General features: G+C 69.2%; 15 protein-coding genes. 10 read left to right on the plus strand and 5 right to left on the minus strand.

The features are described 5' to 3' along the window. Nucleotides 1-30: 30 nt before the first annotated feature. Nucleotides 31-1,308 carry a homogentisate 1,2-dioxygenase gene (gene hmgA / locus ASG29_RS09505; protein WP_055983165.1) on the plus strand — a complete coding sequence of 426 codons (1,278 nt, stop codon included), beginning with the start codon at nt 31-33 and terminating at the stop codon, nt 1,306-1,308. A gap of 73 nt (nt 1,309-1,381) precedes the next feature. Next, on the plus strand, nt 1,382-1,741 hold the full coding sequence (locus ASG29_RS09510; protein ID WP_055983167.1) for a Rieske (2Fe-2S) protein: 360 nt from the start codon (nt 1,382-1,384) through the stop codon (nt 1,739-1,741). On the opposite strand, the gene ASG29_RS09515 is transcribed toward ASG29_RS09510, so the two are convergent. Continuing rightward, nucleotides 1,728-2,300, minus strand: coding sequence for a nitroreductase (locus tag ASG29_RS09515; RefSeq protein ID WP_055983169.1), 573 nt, complete (start codon nt 2,298-2,300; stop codon nt 1,728-1,730). The genes ASG29_RS09510 and ASG29_RS09515 overlap by 14 nt on opposite strands. A 123-nt stretch (nt 2,301-2,423) precedes the next feature. Here ASG29_RS09515 and ASG29_RS09520 point away from each other — a divergent pair, with 123 nt between their 5' ends. From ASG29_RS09520 to ASG29_RS09540, 5 genes are all read left to right on the plus strand, one after another. Further along, nucleotides 2,424-4,220 (plus strand): peptide MFS transporter, encoded by a 1,797-nt coding sequence (locus ASG29_RS09520; RefSeq protein ID WP_055983171.1) that lies wholly within the window; start codon nt 2,424-2,426, stop codon nt 4,218-4,220. A gap of 12 nt (nt 4,221-4,232) precedes the next feature. After that, nucleotides 4,233-4,919, plus strand: a complete 687-nt coding sequence (locus ASG29_RS09525) for an NnrU family protein (RefSeq protein ID WP_055983173.1) — start codon at nt 4,233-4,235, stop codon at nt 4,917-4,919. An 88-nt stretch (nt 4,920-5,007) separates the two neighbouring features. Further along, the gene (locus ASG29_RS09530) at nt 5,008-6,159 is read left to right on the plus strand and encodes an acyl-CoA dehydrogenase family protein (protein WP_156457970.1); all 1,152 of its coding nucleotides are present in this window, start codon (nt 5,008-5,010) and stop codon (nt 6,157-6,159) included. A gap of 122 nt (nt 6,160-6,281) precedes the next feature. Next, nucleotides 6,282-7,907 (plus strand): long-chain-fatty-acid--CoA ligase, encoded by a 1,626-nt coding sequence (locus tag ASG29_RS09535; protein ID WP_055983176.1) that lies wholly within the window; start codon nt 6,282-6,284, stop codon nt 7,905-7,907. 188 nt (nt 7,908-8,095) lie between these two features. Then, nucleotides 8,096-11,107: a TonB-dependent receptor gene (locus ASG29_RS09540; RefSeq protein WP_235532854.1), complete on the plus strand. Its 3,012-nt coding sequence runs from the start codon at nt 8,096-8,098 to the stop codon at nt 11,105-11,107. 22 nt (nt 11,108-11,129) lie between these two features. Here the strand turns inward: ASG29_RS09540 and ASG29_RS09545 are convergent, their stop codons facing one another. Both ASG29_RS09545 and ASG29_RS09550 read right to left on the minus strand, forming a co-directional pair. Continuing rightward, complete coding sequence (locus ASG29_RS09545) at nt 11,130-13,628, minus strand: ABC transporter permease (RefSeq protein ID WP_055983180.1); 2,499 nt, start codon at nt 13,626-13,628, stop codon at nt 11,130-11,132. Nucleotides 13,629-13,719: 91 nt separating this feature from the next. Then, nucleotides 13,720-14,394, minus strand: coding sequence for an ABC transporter ATP-binding protein (locus ASG29_RS09550; RefSeq protein WP_055983182.1), 675 nt, complete (start codon nt 14,392-14,394; stop codon nt 13,720-13,722). Nucleotides 14,395-14,415: 21 nt separating this feature from the next. Here ASG29_RS09550 and ASG29_RS09555 point away from each other — a divergent pair, with 21 nt between their 5' ends. Further along, a complete protein-coding gene (locus ASG29_RS09555) occupies nt 14,416-15,123 on the plus strand; it encodes an arylesterase (RefSeq protein WP_055983184.1) in 708 nt (235 codons plus the stop codon). A gap of 109 nt (nt 15,124-15,232) precedes the next feature. On the opposite strand, the gene ASG29_RS09560 is transcribed toward ASG29_RS09555, so the two are convergent. Then, entirely contained in the window at nt 15,233-16,375 is a 1,143-nt protein-coding gene (locus tag ASG29_RS09560; RefSeq protein WP_055983186.1) for an epoxide hydrolase family protein, read from the minus strand. 107 nt (nt 16,376-16,482) lie between these two features. Here ASG29_RS09560 and ASG29_RS09565 point away from each other — a divergent pair, with 107 nt between their 5' ends. Continuing rightward, the gene (locus ASG29_RS09565) at nt 16,483-18,147 is read left to right on the plus strand and encodes an MFS transporter (protein WP_055983188.1); all 1,665 of its coding nucleotides are present in this window, start codon (nt 16,483-16,485) and stop codon (nt 18,145-18,147) included. On the opposite strand, the gene ASG29_RS09570 is transcribed toward ASG29_RS09565, so the two are convergent. Then, nucleotides 18,144-18,764, minus strand: a complete 621-nt coding sequence (locus tag ASG29_RS09570; RefSeq protein ID WP_055983190.1) for a TIGR02281 family clan AA aspartic protease — start codon at nt 18,762-18,764, stop codon at nt 18,144-18,146. The two genes, ASG29_RS09565 and ASG29_RS09570, sit on opposite strands and share 4 nt — an antisense overlap. Nucleotides 18,765-19,212: 448 nt before the next feature. Here ASG29_RS09570 and thrS point away from each other — a divergent pair, with 448 nt between their 5' ends. Then, nucleotides 19,213-21,201: a threonine--tRNA ligase gene (gene thrS, locus ASG29_RS09575; RefSeq protein ID WP_055983192.1), complete on the plus strand. Its 1,989-nt coding sequence runs from the start codon at nt 19,213-19,215 to the stop codon at nt 21,199-21,201. The last annotated feature ends 117 nt before the right edge of the window (nt 21,202-21,318 follow it).

Raw genomic sequence — 21,318 nt, forward strand, 5'->3', positions numbered from 1 at the left:
CCGTTCCGGGGAGGATAAGGAGTAACCGGCATGACCACCTACATCCCCGGCTTCGGCAACCACGTCTCGACCGAGGCGGTGCCCGGCGCGCTCCCCATCGGGCGCAATTCGCCGCAGCGGCCCGCGTTCGGCCTGTATGCCGAGCAGGTGTCGGGCACCGCCTTCACCGCGCCGCGGCACGAGAACCGGCGGTCGTGGCTGTATCGGATGCGCCCCACCGCGGAGCATCCGCCGTTCGTCCGTTACGACGGCGCGCCGCGGTTCGCGCTGGGCGGCGTCGACGCGCCCCTGCCGCCCAACCGGTTGCGCTGGGATCCGCTCGCCCTGCCGGAGGATGGCGTCGACCTGGTCGACGGCATGACGACGATGCTGGCGAACGGCGACCCCGCCGACCTGGAGGGGGTGGCGCTCCACGTCTATGCCGCGAACCGCGACATGACCGATCGCGTCTTCTTCGACGCGGACGGGGAGCTGCTGTTCGTGCCCGAGCACGGGCGGCTGGAGCTGGTGACCGAATTGGGGCGGATCGAGATCGCGCCGGGGCAGATCGCGCTGGTCCCGCGCGGCATCCGCTTCCGTGCGCTGCTGCCCGACGGCGCGGCGCGCGGCTATATCGCGGAGAATCACGGCAGCCTGTTCCGGCTGCCCGATCTCGGCCCGATCGGCGCCAACGGACTGGCCAACCCGCGCGACTTCGAGACGCCGTCGGCGTGGTTCGAGGATCGCGATACGCCGACGCAGGTGATCCAGAAGTTCATGGGCACGCTGTGGACGACGACGCTGGATCACAGCCCGCTGGACGTCGTGGCGTGGCACGGCAACCTTGCGCCGTGGCGGTACGACCTGTCGCGGTTCAACACGATCAACACCGTCAGCTTCGATCATCCCGATCCGTCGATCTTCACGCTGCTGACCTCGCCCAGCGACGTGCCGGGGCGCGCCAATGCGGATTTCGTCATCTTCCCGCCGCGCTGGATGGTGGCGGAGGGGACGTTCCGGCCGCCGTGGTTCCACCGCAACGTGATGAGCGAGGCGATGGGCCTCATCACCGGCGCCTATGACGCGAAGGCGGAAGGGTTCCGGCCGGGCGGCATCTCGCTCCACAACCTGATGAGCGGGCACGGCCCCGATCTGGCCAGCTGGAAAGGCGCGAGCGAGGCGGACCTGACGCCGCACAAGATCGACGGGACGATGGCGTTCATGCTGGAAAGCTGTTGGCCGTACGCACCGACGCGGTTCGCGCTGGACCATGCGCAGCTGGATTACGACGCGGTGTGGCGCGACTTCCCAAAGGCGGTGTTGCCATAGGTGCGTCATCGCGAGCGCAGCGCCGCGATCCGGGGTTGCGCGCGACACGCTGGATTGCTTCGCTACGCGCGCAATGACGGACAGCGACGATCGCCTCACCGCCACGCCTGCGGGCGTCCGCCTCGGCCCGCTCGAACAGATCGCGGACGGCGGCGCGCGCAACTTCGTGCTGCAATTGCGTGCGGGCCGGTTCCACGGCTTCGTCGTGCGGCGCGGGGGCGATGTGGTCGGCTATGTCGATCGCTGCCCGCACATGGGCCTGCCGCTGGCGCGCGTGCTGGACGATTACCTGGCGCGCGGGCGCATCGCCTGTTCGTGGCACGGCGCGCTGTTCCGGATCGAGGACGGGGAATGCGTCGGCGGTCCGTGCCCCGGCACGCGGCTGACGCCGTGGCCGGTCGCGGTCGTCGACGGGATCGTCACCACCGGCTGACCAGCCGCGCGGGATCGGGGCGCGGTCGCTCCTCCAATGCGCGCGAGGGCGTGCCGATGAAGACGAACCCCGCGATCCGTTCCGGCGCGGTGCCGAACGCGTCGCGCACGGTGTCGCTGAACGCGGGCCAGCCGGTCAGCCATCCCGCCGCGAAGCCCATCGCATGCGCCGCATGGCACAGGTTCATCGTCGCCGCGCCGACCGACAACTCCTGTTCCCACAAGGGGATATGGCTGTCCGTCCGCGGCGACGACAAAGCGACGACCAGGGCGGGCGCCTGCCGCGCGAACTGTTCCATCGCCTCCAGCTCGACGCGTTTGGCCTCCGGCCGTTCGGCGCGATAGGCATCGACCAGCAGCGCGGCGAGCGCATCGCGCCGGTCCTCGCCCACGATCGCGAAACGCCACGGCGCAAGCTTCCCATGGTCGGGCGTCCGTCCCGCGATCAGGATCATCTCCACCAGCTGCGCATCGGTCGGCCCCGGCGCGGCGAGGTCGCGCGGCTTGCCCGAGCGGCGGGTGGCGAGGAGCGAGAGCGGCGTGGCGGTGTCGTTGAACATGGGGCCGGACATAGGCGCGCCGCGAAGGATTTACAGCGCCGGCTTTGCCGCTAGTCTCCGCCGCAACCAAACGCGCCGCACGCGAAGGACGGCGCGATCGAAGTTCAGGGAGCGTAATCGACCATGGTGGACACGCCGACCGCGGATACCCCGCGCGAGCCGGATATCAGTCACGTCAATCCGGCGGACGAAGCGACGTGGTTCGGCCATCCGCGCCAGCTTGCGCGGTTGTTCACGACCGAAATGTGGGAGCGGTTCGGCTTCTACGGCATGCGCGCGCTGCTGACGCTGTACCTGACGAAGCATTTCCTGTTCGGCGATCGCGCGGCGACGGGCCTGTACGGCGGGTTCACCGCGCTGGTGTATCTGACCCCGCTGATCGGCGGCTATCTGGCCGACCAGTATCTGGGGTCGAAGCGCGCGGTGAAGTTCGGCGCGATCCTGATGGCGCTGGGCTATTTCACGCTCTGCTTCGGCGGCGAGACGTCGCGTCCCTACGCGCTGGTCGACGGGCAGCGGTACGAGGTCGCGATCGACCAACGCGCGGGCGTGGAGACGCGCTATGTCGTGGACGGCGCGCAACGGCTGGCCATCCGCGGCAACGACGACGGCACGGTGTCGCTGCTCGACCCCGCGGGCGCGACCGCGCGCACCGTTGCGCCGGGCGCGTTCCAGTCGGAGGCGGATCGCAGCCCGTTCTACGTCACGATCATGCTGCTGGCGCTGTGCATGGTGTCGGTCGGCAACGGCTTCTTCAAACCCAATATCTCCACCATGGTGGGCGAATTGTACGCCACCGGCGACCGGCGGCGCGATACCGGGTTCACGATCTTCTACATGGGCATCAACCTCGGCTCGCTGGGATCGCAATTGCTGTGCCCGCTACTGGCCACCACGATCGGCTGGTGGGCGGGCTTCGGCCTGGCCGCGGTCGGCATGTTGTTCAGCTGGTTCCTGATCCAGTTCGATGGCGGGCGGCTGAACGGCTATGGCGAGGCGCCGGTGACGCCGGGGCAGAAGGACCGCGCGCTGGGCATCTATGCCGCCGCATTGCTGGGCGTGCCGATCTTCTACCTGCTGTTCACGAACCTGATGAACGCGCCGGAGCCGGTCGCGGGATCGGGTATCCTGGGCTACATCCTCGCGCTGCCGCTGATGGGCAAGTTGCTGTTCGGCACGTTCATCGTCGCGGTGCCCGCCATCCTGGGCTGGTCGTGGGCGAAGGGCAGTCGGGCGGAGTTCCAGATGATGCTGGCCGCGATCGTGCTGATCGTGTTCAACGTCGTGTTCTGGACCCTGTTCGAGCAGGCGGGGTCGAGCCTGACGTTGTTCGCGGACCGCAACACCGATCTGTCGATCTTCGGCCTGTTCTCGATCTCCGCCGGCCAGACGCAGTTCTTCAACGCCTTCTTCATCGTCCTGTTCGCGCCGATCATGGCGGCGATGTGGACGAAGCTGGCGGCGGCGGGGCGCGAACCGTCGATCCCGGTGAAGTTCGGCATCGCGCTGATCGGCGTCGGGCTCGGCTTCCTGTTCCTGGTGTGGGGCGCGCAGTTCGCGGGGCCGGATTTCAAGGTCGCGATCTGGTGGCTGGCGGGCCTGTACCTGATCCATTCCATCGCCGAACTGTGCATCTCGCCCGTGGGCCTGAGCATGATAACGAAGCTGTCGATCGCGCGGATCGTCGGCCTGATGATGGGGGTGTGGTTCCTGTCGATCTCCGTCGCGCAATATGTCGCGGGCGTCGTCGCGCAGGTGGCGAGCGTGGAGACGGTCGGCGGGCAGGTGACCAACCTGAAGGTCAGCCTGGACACGTACAACGACGTGTTCTGGACGATCGGGCTGGTCGCCGCGGGCATCGGCGTGCTGCTGCTCGCGATCTCGCCGCTGATCCGCAAGTGGATGCACGGCGTGCAGTAAGGGGATGACCGCATGAACGACGTACTGCTTGCCGCCGTCGCGTTCGTGGGGACGCACTTCCTGTTGTCGCACCCCCTGCGCGCGCCGATGGTCGCGCGACTGGGGGAGCGGGGTTTCCTCGGCGTCTATTCGCTCGTCGCCTTCGCCACCTTGGGCTGGCTCGCCGTCGTCTACCGCGCCGCGCCGGCGGGAACGCCGTTATGGCCGGTCGGCGACGGGCTATGGGCGGTCGCGACGATCGCGATGCTGGTGGCGAGCATGTTGTTCCTGGGGTCGCTGGTCCGCAACCCCGCGCTGCCCGATCCGGGTGCGGCGACCAGGCCGGTGCCCGAGGCGCATGGCGTGTTCGCGGTGACGCGGCATCCGATGATGTGGGCGTTCGCGCTGTGGGGGCTGTCGCACATCCTGGTCTATCCCGACCCGTCGAACGTCGTCCTGTGCCTCGCCGTCATCGTCCTGGCGCTGGTCGGCGCGCATATGCAGGATCGCAAGAAAGCGGCGTTGCAGCCCGATTTCTGGCCGGAATGGGAGCGGCGCACCAGCTACCTCCCCTCCGCCGCGATCGTGCGGGGGCGGGCGCGGATCGGAAAGCTGGGGATGCACACGATCGCGGGGGGCGTGCTGGTGTGGCTGGTCGCGACCTGGGCGCATGTCCCGCTGGCGGGGTGGGCGGCCGGAATATGGCGCTGGATCGACTGACCCCGAACAAAAGTTGCGTCCGCATCTGGCGACACGAAACGAAACAGGACATGAGCATCGCCACCGGCCATGATGCCGGCGGGAGAGAATGATGTCGGCGCAGATCGCAAGCAGGGTCGAGGCGTTCGTGCGCGACGTGGTGGCGCCGTACGAGCGCGATCCACGGTGCGGCGCGCATGGCCCGTCCGACGCCCTGGTCGCCGAATTGCGCGAGAAGGCGCGGGCGGCGGGCGTGCTGACCCCGCATATCCTGGCCGACGGCACGCACCTGCATCACCGCGACGTCGCGGTGGTCCTGCGCGCCGCGGGCCTCTCCCCGCTCGGCCCGGTGGCGGTCAACGTCGCCGCGCCGGACGAGGGCAACATGTACCTGCTGGGCCAGCGCGCGAGCGCGGAACAGAAGGCGCGCTTCCTCGACCCCATGGTCCGCGGCGAGGCGCGATCCGCCTTCTTCATGACCGAGCCCGCGAGCGAGGGCGGCGCGGGGAGCGACCCGTCGATGATGCAGACGCGCGCGGTGCGCGACGGCAACCACTGGGTCGTGACCGGGCGCAAGGCGTTCATCACGGGCGCGGAAGGGGCGAAGGTCGGCATCGTCATGGCGATGGCCGATGAAGGCGCGACGATGTTCCTGGTCGACCTGCCCGATCCGGCGATCCGGATCGAGCGCGTGCTGGACACGATCGACAGCTCGATGCCCGGCGGCCATGCGGTGGTCGCGATCGACGGCCTGCGTATCCCGGCGGACCAGATGCTGGGCGACCCCGGCGACGGGTTCAAGCTGGCGCAGGTCCGGCTCGCGCCCGCGCGGCTGACGCATTGCATGCGCTGGCTGGGCGCGTGCATCCGCGCGAACGAGATCGCGACCGACTATGCCTGCCGCCGCCACGCGTTCGGCAAGCCGCTGGTGGATCACGAGGGCGTCGGCTTCATGCTGGCTGAGAATATGATCGACCTGAAGCAGGCCGAGCTGATGATCGACTGGTGCGCAGGTGTGCTGGACGACGGGCATCTGGGGACGGTCGAAAGCTCGATGGCGAAGGTCGCGGTGTCGGAAGCGCTGATGCGGATCGCGGACCGGTGCGTGCAGGTGATGGGCGGCACCGGCGTGACCGGCGACACGATCGTGGAGCAGGTGTTCCGCGAAATCCGCGCCTTCCGCATCTACGACGGCCCGACCGAGGTGCATAAGTGGAGCCTCGCGAAGAAGGTGAAGCGCGACTGGAAGGCGGCGCAGTAAACCCCCACCCCGGCAAACGCCGGGGTCCAGTTGGGGGACGCAGGTGATGAGGGACGGCGCGTCGTAACGGCGGCCTTCCCGACTGGACCCCGGCCTTCGCCGGGGTGGTAGAGGAGAGCGACGTGTACGGATTGATGCAGGACGTGGGGCTGACGGTCGACCGGATCCTCGATCACGCGGGCGCGTGGTATCCCGCGCGCGAGATCGTCAGCCGGGAGATCGACGGATCGGTCAGCCGCAGCGATTACGCCACGCTGCATGCGGATGCGAAGCGGGTGTCGAACGCGCTTGCGGCGGCCGGGATCGCGCCGGGCGATCGCGTCGCGACGATGGGATGGAACGGCGCGCGGCATCTGGCGGCGTGGTTCGGCACGACGAACATGGGCGCGGTCCTGCATACGCTCAACCCGCGGCTGTTCCCCGAACAGATCGCCTATATCGCCAACCACGCGGGCGACCGGCTGCTGTTCGCCGATCCCGCCTGCGCGCCGCTGATCGACGCGCTGCTCGCGGCGGCGCCGTCGATCGAGACGGTGGTGTACCTATGCGCGCCGCACGACCTGCCCGTGACCGCGCACCGGGCGGTGGCGTTCGATGCGTGGATCGACGGCCATGGGACGGACGCGACATGGGGCGCGTTCGACGAGCGGCAGGCGTGCGGCCTGTGCTACACCAGCGGCACGACGGGCAATCCGAAGGGCGTGCTGTATTCGCACCGCTCCAATTACCTGCACACGATGCTGACGTTGCAGGCCGATGCGCTGGCATTGTCGCAGCGCGATTCGATCCTGCTGGTCGTGCCGATGTATCATGCGAATGCGTGGGGCGTGGTCTATTCCGCGCCCGCGGTCGGCGCGAAACTGGTCCTGCCGGGGCAGAAGATGGACGGCACGTCGATCTATCGCCAGATCGAGGACGAGGGCGTCACCTTCTCCGCCGCGGTGCCGACCGTCTGGCAGGGGCTGTTGCAGCATCTGCGCGCGACCGGCGACCGCTTCTCGACGCTGAAGCGCGTCGTGATCGGCGGGTCCGCGGTGCCCGAATCGCTCGTGCGCGGGTTCCAGGACGATTACGGGGTGGAGGTGATCCAAGGCTGGGGCATGACGGAAACCTCCCCGCTGGCCACGCTGTCGACGCCGACCGCGGACGTGATGGCGCAGCCGTACGACGAACAGGTGCGGCGAAAGGCGATGCAGGGCCGGTTGATGTGCGGGCTGGAGCTGAAGCTGGCCGACGACGAGGGCAGGCGCCTGCCGCATGACGGGAAGACCGCGGGACGGCTGCTGATAAAGGGGCCGACGATCACCTCCGGCTATTTCGGCGGCGAGGGCGGGGACGTGCTGGATGACGAGGGGTTCTTCGACACCGGCGACGTGTCCACGATCGACGCCGACGGCTATATGCAGATCACCGATCGCGCGAAGGATATCGTGAAATCGGGCGGCGAGTGGATCAGTTCGATCGAGATCGAGAACATCGCCACCGGCCACCCCGCGGTCGCGATCGCGGCGGTCATCGGCGTGCATCATCCCAAATGGGACGAGCGGCCGATCCTGCTGGTGCAGAAGGCGCCCGATGCGGACTGCTGCAAGGACGACGTCCTGTCCTACCTGGACGGGAAGATCGCCAAATGGTGGATGCCCGACGACGTGGTGCTGGTCGACAGCATCCCGCTGGGCGCGACGGGGAAGATCGACAAGAAGCTGATCCGGCAGCGCATGGCCGACTATCGCCTGCCCGGGGTGTGACCCGACGCGGCGCCGGGTGTCGCCCCCGGGACACAGCCGCTCGCCATCCCGTTACGATCGTGGCCGAAACGATTGACAGTGTCCCCGCTTTGGCGCTTGGCAGGGCGCCCGCAACGCGACGGCGTTTCGCGGTGCTTGATGTAACCGGTTACAAGCCGGATGGGGAGGAACTGGAAATGCGCTCTCGCTTGCTTTCGCGTCACACGCTGGCGCTCGGAATCTCCGCCTTCGCGGTTACGGCGGCGACCGTGTTCGCGCCCGTGGCGGCGGTCGCGCAGACCAGCACGTCGCAGCTGCGCGGTCAGGTGCGCGATGCGGCCGGGGCCCCGGCGGCGGGCGCGACCGTGGTGGCGGTGAACACGGGCACGAACCAGACGTTCCGCGCGACCACGGATGCCAACGGCACGTATTCGCTGACCGGCCTGCGCCCCGCGGCCTATGACGTCACGATCACGGGCACCGGCGGCGCGACCTTCACGCGCCGCGTGATCCTGTCGGTCGGCCAGTCCGCGACGCTGGACGCGCGGCTCGCCGCCGCCGCCGCGCCCGCCACCGACGCGCCCGCGACGGATGCCCCCGCGACCGACGCGCCCGCTCCCGCGGCGGAGCCCCAGGCGGGCGACATCGTCGTTACCGGCAGCCGGCTGCGCGAGACGCGGACGAGCGAGGTCGCGACCAACATCACGCAGGAACAGATCCGCACGCTGCCGCAGACCGATCGCAACTTCCTGTCCTTCGCCGCGCTGGCGCCGGGCGTGCGCTACAACGACAGCGAAACCGACAAGGGCATCCAGTCGGGCGCATCGGCGGCGAGCCAGGTCAACGTCTTCGTCGACGGCATCAGCCTGAAGAACAAGCTGCGCGAAGGCGGGATCGCGGGGCAGCAGAACAGCCGCGGCAACACGTTCGGCCAGCTGGCGGTGCAGGAATTCCGCGTGCTGACGCAGAATTACAAGGCCGAGTACGAACAGGCCGGCTCCGCCATCATCACGTCGGTCACCAAGTCGGGCACCAACGAATTCCACGGCGAGGTGTTCGGCCAGTATACCGACAAGTCGCTGACGCAGAAGAGCTTCATCGACACGCGCGAGGGCAATCCCAAGCCCGCGTTCGAGCGCAAGCAATACGGCATCTCGCTCGGCGGCCCGATCATCAAGGACAAATTGTTCTTCTTCGCGGCCTACGAAGGCAACGACCAGGACCGCGCCTTCACCGTCAACTCCACCGGTTCGGCGGAGCAGATCGCGGAGTTCAACCGCCTGTCCGGCCGCAACATATCGGAGTTCGAGGGCACGTTCGTCAGCCCGTTCCGCGGCGATTTCTACTTCGGGAAGCTGACCTTCACCCCCGACGAACGGCAGGTGTTCGACCTGTCGTTCAGCCGGCGGGAGGAAACCGACATCCAGGGGTTCGGTGGCAACACCGCGTTCGAATATGCGGAGAACAAGCGCAACACCGTCGACACCTATCTGTTCAAATGGACCTATAGCGGCAACGACTTCGTCAACGAATTCAACGCCAACCACCTGCGCTACGGCTTCAATCCCGTCGCCATCAATCCCGACCTGCCGTCGTTCGACTATGCCGGGACCATCCTGTTCGGGGGCAAGGATTCGACCCGCCGCGAGGTGCAGGAGAATTGGGCGGTCCGCGACGACATCACCTTCACCGGCATCGACGGCCACGTCGTCAAGGCGGGCCTGCGGCTGGAGGCGACGGATATCGAGATCAACAACCGCGCCTATATCCAGCCGCGCTTCTTCTTCCGGCGCGAACCGAACAACAACCTCAACTTTGCCTTCCCGGCGGAGGCGCTGCTCGAACTGACCAACGGGCGCATCTACGGATCGAATTCGCAGATGGGCGTGTACGTCCAGGACGACTGGGACGTGACGGAGCGGTTGCAGCTGAACATCGGCGTGCGCTGGGACTACGAATCGAACGGGTTCAACAACAATTACGTGACGCCCGCGGCGGCGGCGGGGGCGTTGCGCGCGCTGCCCACGACGTTCTACTTCAACCCGGAAGACTATATCACCGACGGTTCCGACCGCAAACCGTTCAAGGGCGCGATCGCCCCGCGTTTCGGCTTCAGCTGGGACATCAACGACGATCAATCGACCGTCGTGTTCGGCGGGGCGGGGCGGTATTACGACCGCAACAACTTCAACAACACGGTCGACGAGCTTAGCCGGTCGATCAACCAGATCGGGCGCTTCCGCTTCTCCGCCGACGGCAGCCCGCGCGACGGACAGCCGACGGTGGCGTGGAACCCCGCCTATCTGACGCGCGACGGCCTGCGCGCGCTGGTGAACGCCGATCCGTCCGTGGCGCTGCCCGAATTGTTCGCGGTCAAGAACAACGCCCGCCCGCCGGTGAACGACCAGTTCAGCGCGGGCGTGCGCCAGCGGCTCGGCATTTTCGAAGCGTCGCTGACGGGATCGTACCAGCGCGGGCGCAACGGCTACACCAACATCTTCGCCACGCGGCAGAACAACGGCCTGGGCAATTGCTGCAACACCGCGCCGGTGACGCCGTTCGGCTATTCCAACGTCATCGTCGGGCTGGACGGCCTCGACACGCGGTACAAGGCGGTGTTCTTCACGCTGGACAAGAATTACACCGCCGCCAGCGGCTGGGGCCTCAACATCGCCTACACGCTGGGCAAGGCGGAGCAGAACGGCGGCGACCTGTTCAGCCTCGATGCCCTGACCCCCGACGCCTACGGCTGGCGCGCCAGCCCGGGCGACGAGCGGCATCGCGTGACCGTGTCGGGTATCGTCGACCTGCCGGCGGGCTTCAAATTCTCGACCATCACGACCCTGGGATCGGGCCAGGCGTATCAGGTGGTGGACAGCACCGCGGGCCAGTCCGCGGGCGCGAACCTGTTCACCGCGCGCTATCCGGAGAAGAATTGCATCAAGGGCGTCTTCGCGTTCTGCGAAGTGAACCTGACGCTGGCGAACAAGATCAAGCCGTTCGGGCGCGACAGCGATCACGAGATCGAGGTGGCGATCGACGTCCTGAACGCGTTCAACAACAAGAATTTCGAAGGCTTCGACGGCGGCTTCAACAACCAGCCCGATCCGGCCAACCCGGGGCAGGTCATCGATCCGCTGCTGCCCGCCAACGCGCAGAACGCCACCGGCCTGCTGACGCTGCCGCGGCGCATCCAGTTGCGCGTCGGCTACCGCTTCTGATCCGGGAGGCGGCGTTGCGGGGTCACAATTCCCGCAACGCCGCCGCGGGGCGCGCGCGCAGGACGGGCAGCGTGCCCAGCAGGCCGACCGCGATCGTGACGCCCGCGCCGATGCCGAGCGTGGCGAGGACGACGCCCCAGTCGGGCAGCCAGTCGAACGCGAACAGCCGCGTCACGACGTACCAGCCGCCGACGCTGCCCAGCAGCAGCGCGACGCCGCCCACGACCAGCGACAGCAGCGCATATTCGATTCCCTGCGTCGCCAGCACCTGCGCGCGCGTGGCGCCCAATACCTTCAGCATGACCGCATCGTAGGTCCGCGCGGCGCGCGCCGCGGCGATGGCGCCGACCAGCACTGCGATCCCCGCCAGCACCGCGATGCCCGCGGCGGCGGTGATCGCGGTCGTCATCTGGCGCACGATCGCCTGCACCTGCCCCAGCACGCCGCCGACCTCCACCACCGATGTGGAGGGGAAGCGCGGGAGCAAGGCGCGCGTGACCGCGGGCGCCTGCGCCGCGGGCATGTCGATCGTCGCGGCCAGGTTGTGCGGCACGTCCGCCAGCGCGCCGGGGGAGAAGACCATGACGAAGTTGAACCCCAGCGTGTCCCACGCGATGCGCCGGAACGACGCGACGCGCGCGGTGCGTTCGAGGCCGAGGACCGAGACGGTCAGCGGATCGCCGATCTTCAGGTCCAGCGCCCGCGCCAGCCGCTCGTCGACCGACACCAGCGGCCGCCGCGCCTCCGCCGCGGTCCACCAGCGGCCCGCCGCCAGCGTGCTGCCCGGCGGCAGCGCGGCGGCGAAGGTCAGCCCGCGTTCGCCGCGCAGCGCCCACGCGCCCTCGGGAATTTCCTTCAGGTCGGCAACGCGCGTGGCGCCGTAGGCGGTGATGGTGCCGCGCATCAGCGGGACGGTCGCCACCGTCGCCTTCGGGGCCACGGCGGCGACGGTGGCGCGGAAGTCGCGCTCGCGTTCCGGCGGCACGTCGAGCGCGAACAGCGCGGGCGCGCGGTCGGGCACGGTCTTGCGGATGTTCCCGTCGAGGCTGGTGCGGATCGTCGCCAGCAGCACGAACAGCGTCAGCCCCAGCCCCAGCGCGACGACCAGCGCGACCGTGCGCGCGCCCGGCCGGTACAGCGCGGCGACGCCCAGCCGCAGCAGCGGGCTGCGCGGTCGCGGCAGGCGCGCGGCGATGGCCCGTATCGCTCGCCCCAATGCCACCAGCAGCAGCAACGCTCCGGCCGTGGCGGCGAGGAACCCCGCCGCGAACAGCGCCCGCTCGCTGGTCGCCAGCGCCAGCGCGACGACCAGCGCCGCCGCCCCCGCCATCCACGCCGCCGCCTGCCACCGGCCATCGCTGCGCCGGTCGAGCGCACCGCGCAGGAGCGCCGCGGCGGGCACGTGTCCGGCGGCGACCAGCGCGGGCGCGCAGAAGCCGAGCGCGATCAGCAGGCCGTAGGCCGCCGCCAGCGCCAGCGGCACCGGCTCCAGCGTCAGCCCCGGCGCGACCGGCAGGACCGCGCCGACCGCGACCCCGATCGCGGGGACCGCCAGCACGCCCGCGATCAGGCCCAGCAGGATGCCGACCCCCGCAACGACGACGACCTGCAACAGATAGACGCGCCTGACGATCGCGCGCGTCGCGCCCAGCACCTTCAGCATCGCGATGCTCTGCCGCCGCGCCTCCAGATAGGAGGAGACGCCGTTGCCGACGCCGATCCCCGCGATCACCAGCGCGGCGAGGCCGACGAGGGTCAGGAACTCGCCCATCCGCGCGACGAAGCGGCTGGCGCCCGGCGAGGCGCGTTCGTGCGTGCGCGTTTCCCAGCCCGCGGTCGGGAAGGCGCGGGTGAAGCGCGCGATCGCGGCGGCCGGATCGCGCGACGGCGCGGCGATGCGATACTTGCTTTCGTACAGGCTGCCCGGCTGGACCAGCCCGGTGCGCGCGAGGCCGCGCTGCGACACCAGCGCCACCGGTCCCAGCGTGAAGCCCTCGCCCAGCCGGTCGGGTTCCTCCGCGACGATGCCGTCGACGCGGAACATGGCGGTGCCGAAGCGAAGGGCGTCGCCCGGGCGCACGCGCAGGCGCTCCGCCAGTGCGGGCGCGATCCACACGCCGTCGTCCGCGGGCGCGCGCACCGCCCGCCCGTCCGTCAGCCGCAAGGCGCCGTACAGCGGATAGGCGGCGTCGACCGCCTTCAGCTGCACGGGCGCGGTCGCGCCCGCGGGGGTGACGGCCATCGATTGCATCCGCACCGTCTGCGACACGCGGCCGAGCCGCTGCATCGCGCGCAGTTCGCCCGCGTCGGCGCCGCGTTGCGATACCGAAAGCTCGACGTCCCCGCCCAGCAGCACGCGCCCGCGCGACGCCAGTTCGTCCGCGACCGCGCCCGTCAGGCTGCCGATCGCCGCCAGCGCGCCGACGCCGAGGAACAGGCAGACGAGCAGGAGCCGGAGCCCTCGGAAGCGCGCGGACAGTTCGCGCCGGGCGAGCGTCCAGGCGAGGCGCCAGTCGGTCATGCGGAAGTGCCCGACCCATTGTGTCCCCGCGAAGGCGGGGACCCGGACTGGGCTCCCGCCTTCGCGGGAGCACAACGTCGCTGGGCTACCCTCACGCCGCGATCCGTCCGTCGACCATCCGCACGATGCGGTCGCATCGCGCGGCCAGCGCGGCGTCGTGCGTGATGACGACCAATGTCGCCGCGGTCGCGCGGCGGCGGTCGAACAACAGGTCCATGATCCGCTCCCCCGTCTCCCCGTCGAGGTTCCCCGTCGGCTCGTCGGCGAAGACCAGTGCGGGGCGCGGGGCCAGCGCGCGCGCGATCGCGACGCGCTGCTGCTCGCCGCCCGACAATTGCGTGGGATAATGATCCAGCCGGTGCGACAGGCCGACCGCGTCCAGCTCCGCGGCGGCGCGCGCGAAGGCGTCCGGCATTCCCGCCAGTTCCATCGGCACCGCGACGTTCTCCCGCGCGGTCATCGTCGGCAGCAGGTGGAACGCCTGCAAGACGATCCCGAGCCGCCCGCGGCGGGCGATCGCCAGTTCGTCCTCGTCCAGCGCGGCGAAATCCTGCCCCGCGACGCGGACCGTGCCGCCGGTCGCGCGTTCCAGCCCGGTCAGGACCGCCATCAGCGACGACTTGCCCGATCCCGATGCGCCGAGCAGCGCGACGCTCTCCCCCGCCGCCACCGACAGGTCGACCCCGCGCAGAATCTCGACTGGCGCGGATCCGCCGAGCGTCAGCCTTACATCGCGCGCGGCGATGACCATATCGTCGGAAGACATTATCGGGGACACCGCGCAGGAATGAAGTACCGGACATATGCGGCCTCGGGCGCGCTTCTCCAAGCCGCGATGCTGGCGGGATGCGGACAGGAGCCCGTGGCAGCCGTCGCCAACCGTACTGACGCGCCCGCGCCGCGCGCCGCCGCGACAGTGCCGGTGACGGGGCCGAAGCGGCTGATCCTGGCGTTCGGGGACAGCCTGTACGCCGGATACGGCCTGTCGCGCGGGCAGGGCCTGCCCGATGTCATCCAGCAGCGGCTGCGCGATGACGGGATCGACGCGACGGTCGTCAATGCGGGCGTGTCGGGCGACACGACCGCGGGCGGGCGGCGGCGGCTGGCCTATACGCTGGACCGGATGGCGCGGACCCCGGACCTCGTCATGCTGGGGCTGGGCGGCAACGACGTCCTGCGACAGGTCGACCCGGCGGAGACGCGCGCCAATCTGGCGGCGATGATGGACGAACTGGCGAAGCGTCGCATCCCCGTCGTGCTGACGGGCATGATGGCGCCGCCCAATCTGGGGCCGGATTATGCGGGCAAGTTCAATGCCATCTACCCCGCGCTGGCGACGGAACATGACGCGGTGCTGGACCCGTTCGTGCTGGCGGGCGTGATCGGCAACCGGTCGCTGATGCTGCCCGACGGGGTGCATCCCAATGCGCAAGGGGTGGGGCGGATCGCGGACCGGCTGGCGTCCGTGGTGAAGGCGCGGCTGGCGAGGTTGTAGCCGTTTCGTCATGCCGGACCTGATCCGGCATCCATGGCGCCGCGAGGGCTTCACGCGTTGTGCTCGCGGCACGATGGACCCCGGATCAAGTCCGGGGTGACGGCAGATGCTACGTCCGGTCCGCGAAGAACGCCCGCATGTCGGCCAGCAGCGCCGCGGGGCGTTCCAGCGCCGCGAAATGGCCGCCAGACGCCATGTCGGTCCAGCGCGCGACGTTGTGCGTCTTCTCGACCAGCGATCGCGGCGGCGGGGCGAAGACGGGGTCGGGGAAGGCCGCCACCGCGGTCGGCACGCGCACCCGCGCGCCCGCGGGGAAGGTGCCCGATCCCTCCAGCACGCGCCCGCGGTACATCCATGTCGACGTCGGGAACGATCCCGTCGCGACGTACAGCATGATGTTGGTCAGCAGCAGGTCGGCATCGAACGCCCGCCACAGGTCGGGGCGTCCGTCCGCGTCGCGCGGCACGTCGGCCCAGACGCCGAATTTCTCCAGGATCCACGCCGCGATGCCGACCGGATTGTCGCTCATGGCGACGCCCAATGTCTGCGGGCGCGTGCCCTGAAGGTGGGCGTAGGCCGATTCCTCCGCCAGCGTCCGCGCCCGCGCCTTCGCCCAGTCGCGCTCCGCAGCGGTGTCGGGCGTCGCATCCTCCGCCTGGATCAGGACCATGTTCAGGTGCAGCCCCGCCACCGCCTCCGGCCGCGCCTGCGCCATCCACGCGGTGATCGCGCCGCCCCAGTCGCCGCCCTGCAACAGGTACGGCGTATCCCCGAACAGACCGGTCATCAGCGCGTGGAACAGCTCGCCCGTCCGCCGCGGGCCGATCGGCGTCGCGGGGCGTCCGGAGAAGGCGTAGCCGGGCAGCGACGGGACGACGACGTCATGCCCGTCGGCGACCAGTGGCGCGATCAGCGCGTGGAACTCCACGAACGACCCCGGCCAGCCATGGACCAGCATCACCGGCGGGCGCGATCCGTCGCCGCGGACATGGACGTAATGCAGCAACTGCCCGTCGACCGTGGCCGTGAACTGCGGCCACCGGTTCAGCCACGCCTCCTGCGCGCGCCAGTCGTAGCCGCCCGTCCAGTGATCGACCAGTCGCCGCAGGTCCGCCAGCCCGACGCCCGAACCCCATCCGCCCGCATCCGGCATCGCGGACCAGTCGAACGCCGCGACGCGCGTGCGGATCGCGTCCAGCCGCGCGTCGGGGACGGCGATCGTGAAGGGGCGGGGGGCGAAGGGTGTCGACATGGCACGCATCAAACGCAAGAATCGATCGCGACGCCATCGCAAAGTTTTCGACAAGGGCACCGGCACGCGTCATGGTGACGCTAACATAAGGCGCGGGGAGACAGAGCGTGGGGACGACAGCGGACGGATCGTCGCATCCGGGGCAGGGGCGGCGCGAGGTGCTGGTGATCGCGGCGTCGTCGCTGGGCACCGTGTTCGAATGGTACGACTTCTACCTCTACGGCCTGCTCGCCACCTATATCTCCGCGCAATTCTTCTCCGGCGTGAACGAGACGACGGCCTTCATCCTCGCGCTCGCCGCCTTCGCCGCGGGGTTCGCGGTGCGGCCGTTCGGGGCGCTGGTGTTCGGGCGCGTCGGGGACATCGTGGGGCGCAAGAACACGTTCCTCGTCACGATGGGGCTGATGGGCCTGTCGACCTTCGCGGTCGGGCTGCTGCCCAGCTATGCCACGATCGGGGTGGCGGCGCCGTTCATCCTCGTCGCGCTGCGCATCGTGCAGGGCCTCGCGCTCGGCGGCGAATATGGCGGCGCGGCGACCTATGTCGCGGAACATGCGCCCGCGGGGAAGCGCGGCTTCTACACCAGCTGGATCCAGACGACCGCGACATTGGGGCTGTTCGCGGCGCTGCTGGTCGTCATCGGGCTGCGCACGTGGATCGGGGAGGCGGCGTTCGCGGACTGGGGCTGGCGCGTGCCGTTCCTCGTCTCGATCGTGTTGCTGGCGGTGTCGATGTGGATCCGGTTGCAGCTGGCGGAGAGCCCCGTCTTTCAGAAGATGAAGGACGAGGGCGCGACGTCGAAGGCGCCGCTGACTGAGGCGTTCGCGCGCTGGGGCAACCTGAAATGGGTATTGATCGCGCTGTTCGGCGCGGTCGCGGGGCAGGCGGTGGTCTGGTATGCGGGGCAGTTCTATGCGTTGTTCTTCCTCGAAAAGACGCTGAAGGTCGACGGCGCGACCGCCAATGTCATGATCGCGGTCGCGCTGGCGATCGGCACGCCCTTCTTCGTCTTCTTCGGCTGGCTCAGCGATCGCATCGGGCGCAAGCCGATCATCCTGACCGGTTGCGCCATCGCCGCGGTGACCTATTTCCCGCTGTTCGCGACGCTGGCGGGCGCGGCCAACCCCGCACTGGCGGAGGCGTCGGCGCGCGCACCGATCACGGTGGTGGCCGATCCCGCGGAATGTTCGTTCCAGTTCGACCCCGTCGGCCGCAACAGGTTCGACGCGACCGGTTGCGACATCGCCAAATCGTGGCTGGCGAAGGGCGGCCTGAACTATGCCAACGTCGCCGCGCCGGCGGGCACCGTCGCGGCGATCCGCATCGGCGACGCGACGCTGGTCGCGCCCGATCCTGCGATCGTGACAGGTGCGGCGCGTGCTGAAGGCATCAAGGCATATCACGACCGGCTGAAGGCCGCCGTGGCCGCCGCGGGCTATCCGGCGAAGGCGGACCCGGCGCGGATCGACCGCGTGACCGTGGTGGCGGTGCTGACCGCGCTGATCCTGCTGGTGACGATGGTCTACGGCCCGATCGCGGCGATGCTGGTGGAGCTGTTCCCCGCGCGCATCCGCTACACATCCATGTCGCTGCCCTATCATATCGGCAACGGGTGGTTCGGCGGCTTCCTGCCCACCGTCGCCTTCGCCATGGTCGCGGCGACGGGGGATATCTTCTACGGCCTGTGGTATCCCGTCGTCGTTGCGGCACTGACTGTGGTGGTCGGGCTGGTGCTGTTGCCCGAGACGTTCCGGCGCGACGTTGACGGCTAGGCGGCCTTCGCCTGCGGATGGTGCGGGGTCAGGATCAGCGTCCGCCCCTCCACCCGCCACGATTTCAGCCGCGACAGGAAGTTCATCCCCAGCACGTCGACGTCGCCGAACGCGGGCGACACCACGACGGTCAGGTCGCGCGCGACGACGTTGCCGAAGCGCATCTCCGCCAGCTGCCCGGTCTGCGCCTGCACGTTGCCGTTCGCGGTCCGCAGCACCACCGGGAAGGGCGAGGTGCGCGGTTCGACCCCCGCCAGTTCCGCGGTGCGCGGCGACAGCGCGGTGATCGTCGCGCCGCTGTCCACCAGCAAGCGCCGCGTCGTGCCGCCCATTTGCGCGCGGACGTAGAAATGTCCGTCGGGGCTCATGCGGATGCGGGTTTCGGACCCGGCGACCTCCTGGCTTTCCAGGTTCAGTTTCGCCGCCACCCGCGCCAGCCAGGGGTCCAGCCGCTCGCGCTCCATCGTCAGCAGCACGAGCGACCCGATCGCCACGATCCAGAAGGCGAGGCTGACCAGCCGCCCCAATATGGGAATGCGCCGTGCCACGAGCATGACGATCAATAGCCCGCCGAGCGCGATCAAAATGGGGGAGGGGATGCCGAAGTCGAACGCCATAGAGTGAATATAGGAGCGCGGCGGCTTTCAGGAATGGCAGTGATGTTCACGCGGAGGCGCGGAGACGCGGAGATGATGCATCCGTGGCGATCGTCCCGCGTCAGCAATAGCTTACGGGTATTGTGAATGACCCGCCGCTGGCGGCTCGCAGAGAAGGCCGGGCACGAAATCCTCCGCGTCTCCGCGCCTCCGCGTGAACATCGAAACGCCCCGACTGGTGTGCTAGCCGCAAGCCCGCTATATCCGCCTGATGCCGATCGCCCGCGCCCCGCTCACTACCACCGCCCCGGCGGGCGTCCCGCGCGGTTGATTTCCGCGCCGGTGCGCCCGTCCCGATCGGGCGGGCCGAGCGACCGGCGTCCGATCCGTTGCCCTTCCGGTTGCTCTTGCACGGCAGACGCGCATAAGCGCGTGCCACACGACTGACAGGATGGCCGGTTCCATGGAAATGCTCTCGATCACGCTGCCCGACGGTTCGGTCCGCGAGGTCGCCCGCGGCACCACGCCCGCCGACATCGCGGCCGCGATCGGCCCCGGCCTGGCCAAGGCGGCGATCGCGGCGCGCGTCGACGGCGAGCTGCGCGACATCATGCGCCCGCTGGAGCGCGACGCGCAGCTGGCGCTGGTGACGCAGCGGGACGAGAAGGACGCGCTGGAACTGGCGCGCCACGATTTCGCGCATGTGATGGCCGAAGCGGTGCAGCATCTGTTCCCGGGGACGCAGATCACCTTCGGGCCCGCGACCGACGACGGCTTCTATTACGACTTCGCGCCCAAGGACCGTCCCTTCACCGAGGAAGACCTGCCCGCGATCGAGGAGGAGATGCGCCGCATCATCGCGCGCAACGAACCGTTCGTGCGCGAAGTGTGGTCGCGCCAGCAGTTGATCGACCTGTGGACGAAGCAGGGCGAGACGTTCAAGGCCGAATGGGCCGCCGAACTGCCCGACGGCGAGGAGTTGACGGTCTACAAGCAGGGCGCGTGGCTGGACATGTGTCGCGGGCCGCACATGGTATCGACCGGCAAGCTGGACCCGCAGGCGTTCAAGCTGACGCGCGTGTCGGGCGCCTATTGGCGCGGCGACCAGAAGAACGCGATGCTGAGCCGCGTCTACGGCACCGGCTGGCTGAACAGGAAGCAGCTCGACGCGCATCTGACGATGCTGGAGGAAGCCGCGAAGCGCGACCATCGCCGCATCGGGCAGGACATGGACCTGTTCCATTTGCAGTCCGAAGCGCAGGGGTCGGTGTTCTGGCATCCCAACGGCTTCGTCCTGTGGCGGCAGCTGGAGGCGTACATGCGCCGCCGCCTCGACGCCGCCGATTATGCCGAGGTGAAGACGCCGCAGCTGATGGACGCGCGGCAGTGGGAACAGTCGGGCCATTGGGGCAAGTATCGCGAGAACATGTTCGTGGTGCCGGACGAGATCCCGAACACCGAGGACGAGGGCGCGGTCCTGTCGGGGGAGGGCGACCTGATGGCGCTGAAGCCGATGAACTGCCCGGCGCATGTCCTGATCTTCAAGCAGGGGATCAAGTCGTACCGCGACCTGCCGATCCGCATGGCGGAATTCGGCTGCTGCCACCGCAACGAGCCGCACGGCGCGCTGCACGGCATCATGCGCGTGCGCCAGTTCACGCAGGACGACGCGCATATCTTCGTCCGCGAGGACCAGCTGGTCGAGGAGGTGCGGAAATTCTGCGAACTGCTCGACAGCGTCTACAAGGACCTGGGCTTCGAGGATTATGCCGTGAAGCTGGCGCTTCGGCCCGAGAAGCGCTTCGGCGACGATGCGATGTGGGACAAATCGGAGCAGGAATTGCGCGACGCGGTGCTGGCGTCGTCGCTGCCGCAATCGATCAAGGACGGGTTCGAGGAATTGCCGGGGGAGGGCGCCTTCTACGCGCCGAAGCTGGAATTCCACCTGACCGACGCGATCGGGCGGACGTGGCAGGTCGGCACGATCCAGTCGGACCGCGTGCTGCCCGACCGGCTCGACGCCAGTTATGTGGGGGAGGACGGCAACCGGCATCGCCCGGTCATGCTGCACCGCGCGATCCTGGGCACGTTCGAACGCTTCATCGGCATCCTCATCGAGCATCACGCGGGTCGCTTCCCGCTGTGGCTCGCGCCGGTGCAGGTGGTGGTGGCGACGATCGTCAGCGACGCGGACGATTATGCCGAACGGGTCGCCGCCGACCTGCGCCGCGCGGGCCTGCGCGTCGAGACGGATCGGCGGAACGAGAAGATCAACTACAAGGTGCGCGAACACAGCCTCGCCAAGGTCCCCGCGCTGCTGGTCGTCGGCAAGCGCGAGGCGGACGAGGGCACCGTCGCGATCCGCCGGCTGGGCAGCCAGGGGCAGGAGATCGTGGCGCTGGCCGACGCGATCGCCGCGCTGCGCGACGAGGCGACGCCGCCGGACCTGCGCGGCTGACGGGGGTGTAGCCGGGGCGTGACGGGCGGCGTGGCACAAATGCCGCGATGCCCGCCACGCGCCGCCTTCCAAATCGTCGCGCGAAACCTTATATGCGGGCGACAGAACCAGCAGGAG

It is taken from the genome of Sphingomonas sp. Leaf412, assembly GCF_001425405.1.
GTDB lineage: Bacteria > Pseudomonadota > Alphaproteobacteria > Sphingomonadales > Sphingomonadaceae > Sphingomonas.

What these genes read in the sequence shown, in the direction of transcription:
- ASG29_RS09545 (WP_055983180.1), bottom strand. Translation starts at nt 13,628, where the DNA reads ATGACCGACTGGCGCCTCGCCTGGACGCTCGCCCGGCGCGAACTGTCC.
- ASG29_RS09510 (WP_055983167.1), top strand. Translation starts at nt 1,382, where the DNA reads ATGACGGACAGCGACGATCGCCTCACCGCCACGCCTGCGGGCGTCCGC.
- ASG29_RS09515 (WP_055983169.1), bottom strand. Translation starts at nt 2,300, where the DNA reads ATGTTCAACGACACCGCCACGCCGCTCTCGCTCCTCGCCACCCGCCGC.
- ASG29_RS09555 (WP_055983184.1), top strand. Translation starts at nt 14,416, where the DNA reads ATGAAGTACCGGACATATGCGGCCTCGGGCGCGCTTCTCCAAGCCGCG.
- ASG29_RS09560 (WP_055983186.1), bottom strand. Translation starts at nt 16,375, where the DNA reads ATGTCGACACCCTTCGCCCCCCGCCCCTTCACGATCGCCGTCCCCGAC.
- thrS (WP_055983192.1), top strand. Translation starts at nt 19,213, where the DNA reads ATGCTCTCGATCACGCTGCCCGACGGTTCGGTCCGCGAGGTCGCCCGC.
- ASG29_RS09525 (WP_055983173.1), top strand. Translation starts at nt 4,233, where the DNA reads ATGAACGACGTACTGCTTGCCGCCGTCGCGTTCGTGGGGACGCACTTC.
- hmgA (WP_055983165.1), top strand. Translation starts at nt 31, where the DNA reads ATGACCACCTACATCCCCGGCTTCGGCAACCACGTCTCGACCGAGGCG.
- ASG29_RS09550 (WP_055983182.1), bottom strand. Translation starts at nt 14,394, where the DNA reads ATGTCTTCCGACGATATGGTCATCGCCGCGCGCGATGTAAGGCTGACG.
- ASG29_RS09530 (WP_156457970.1), top strand. Translation starts at nt 5,008, where the DNA reads ATGATGTCGGCGCAGATCGCAAGCAGGGTCGAGGCGTTCGTGCGCGAC.
- ASG29_RS09520 (WP_055983171.1), top strand. Translation starts at nt 2,424, where the DNA reads ATGGTGGACACGCCGACCGCGGATACCCCGCGCGAGCCGGATATCAGT.
- ASG29_RS09570 (WP_055983190.1), bottom strand. Translation starts at nt 18,764, where the DNA reads ATGGCGTTCGACTTCGGCATCCCCTCCCCCATTTTGATCGCGCTCGGC.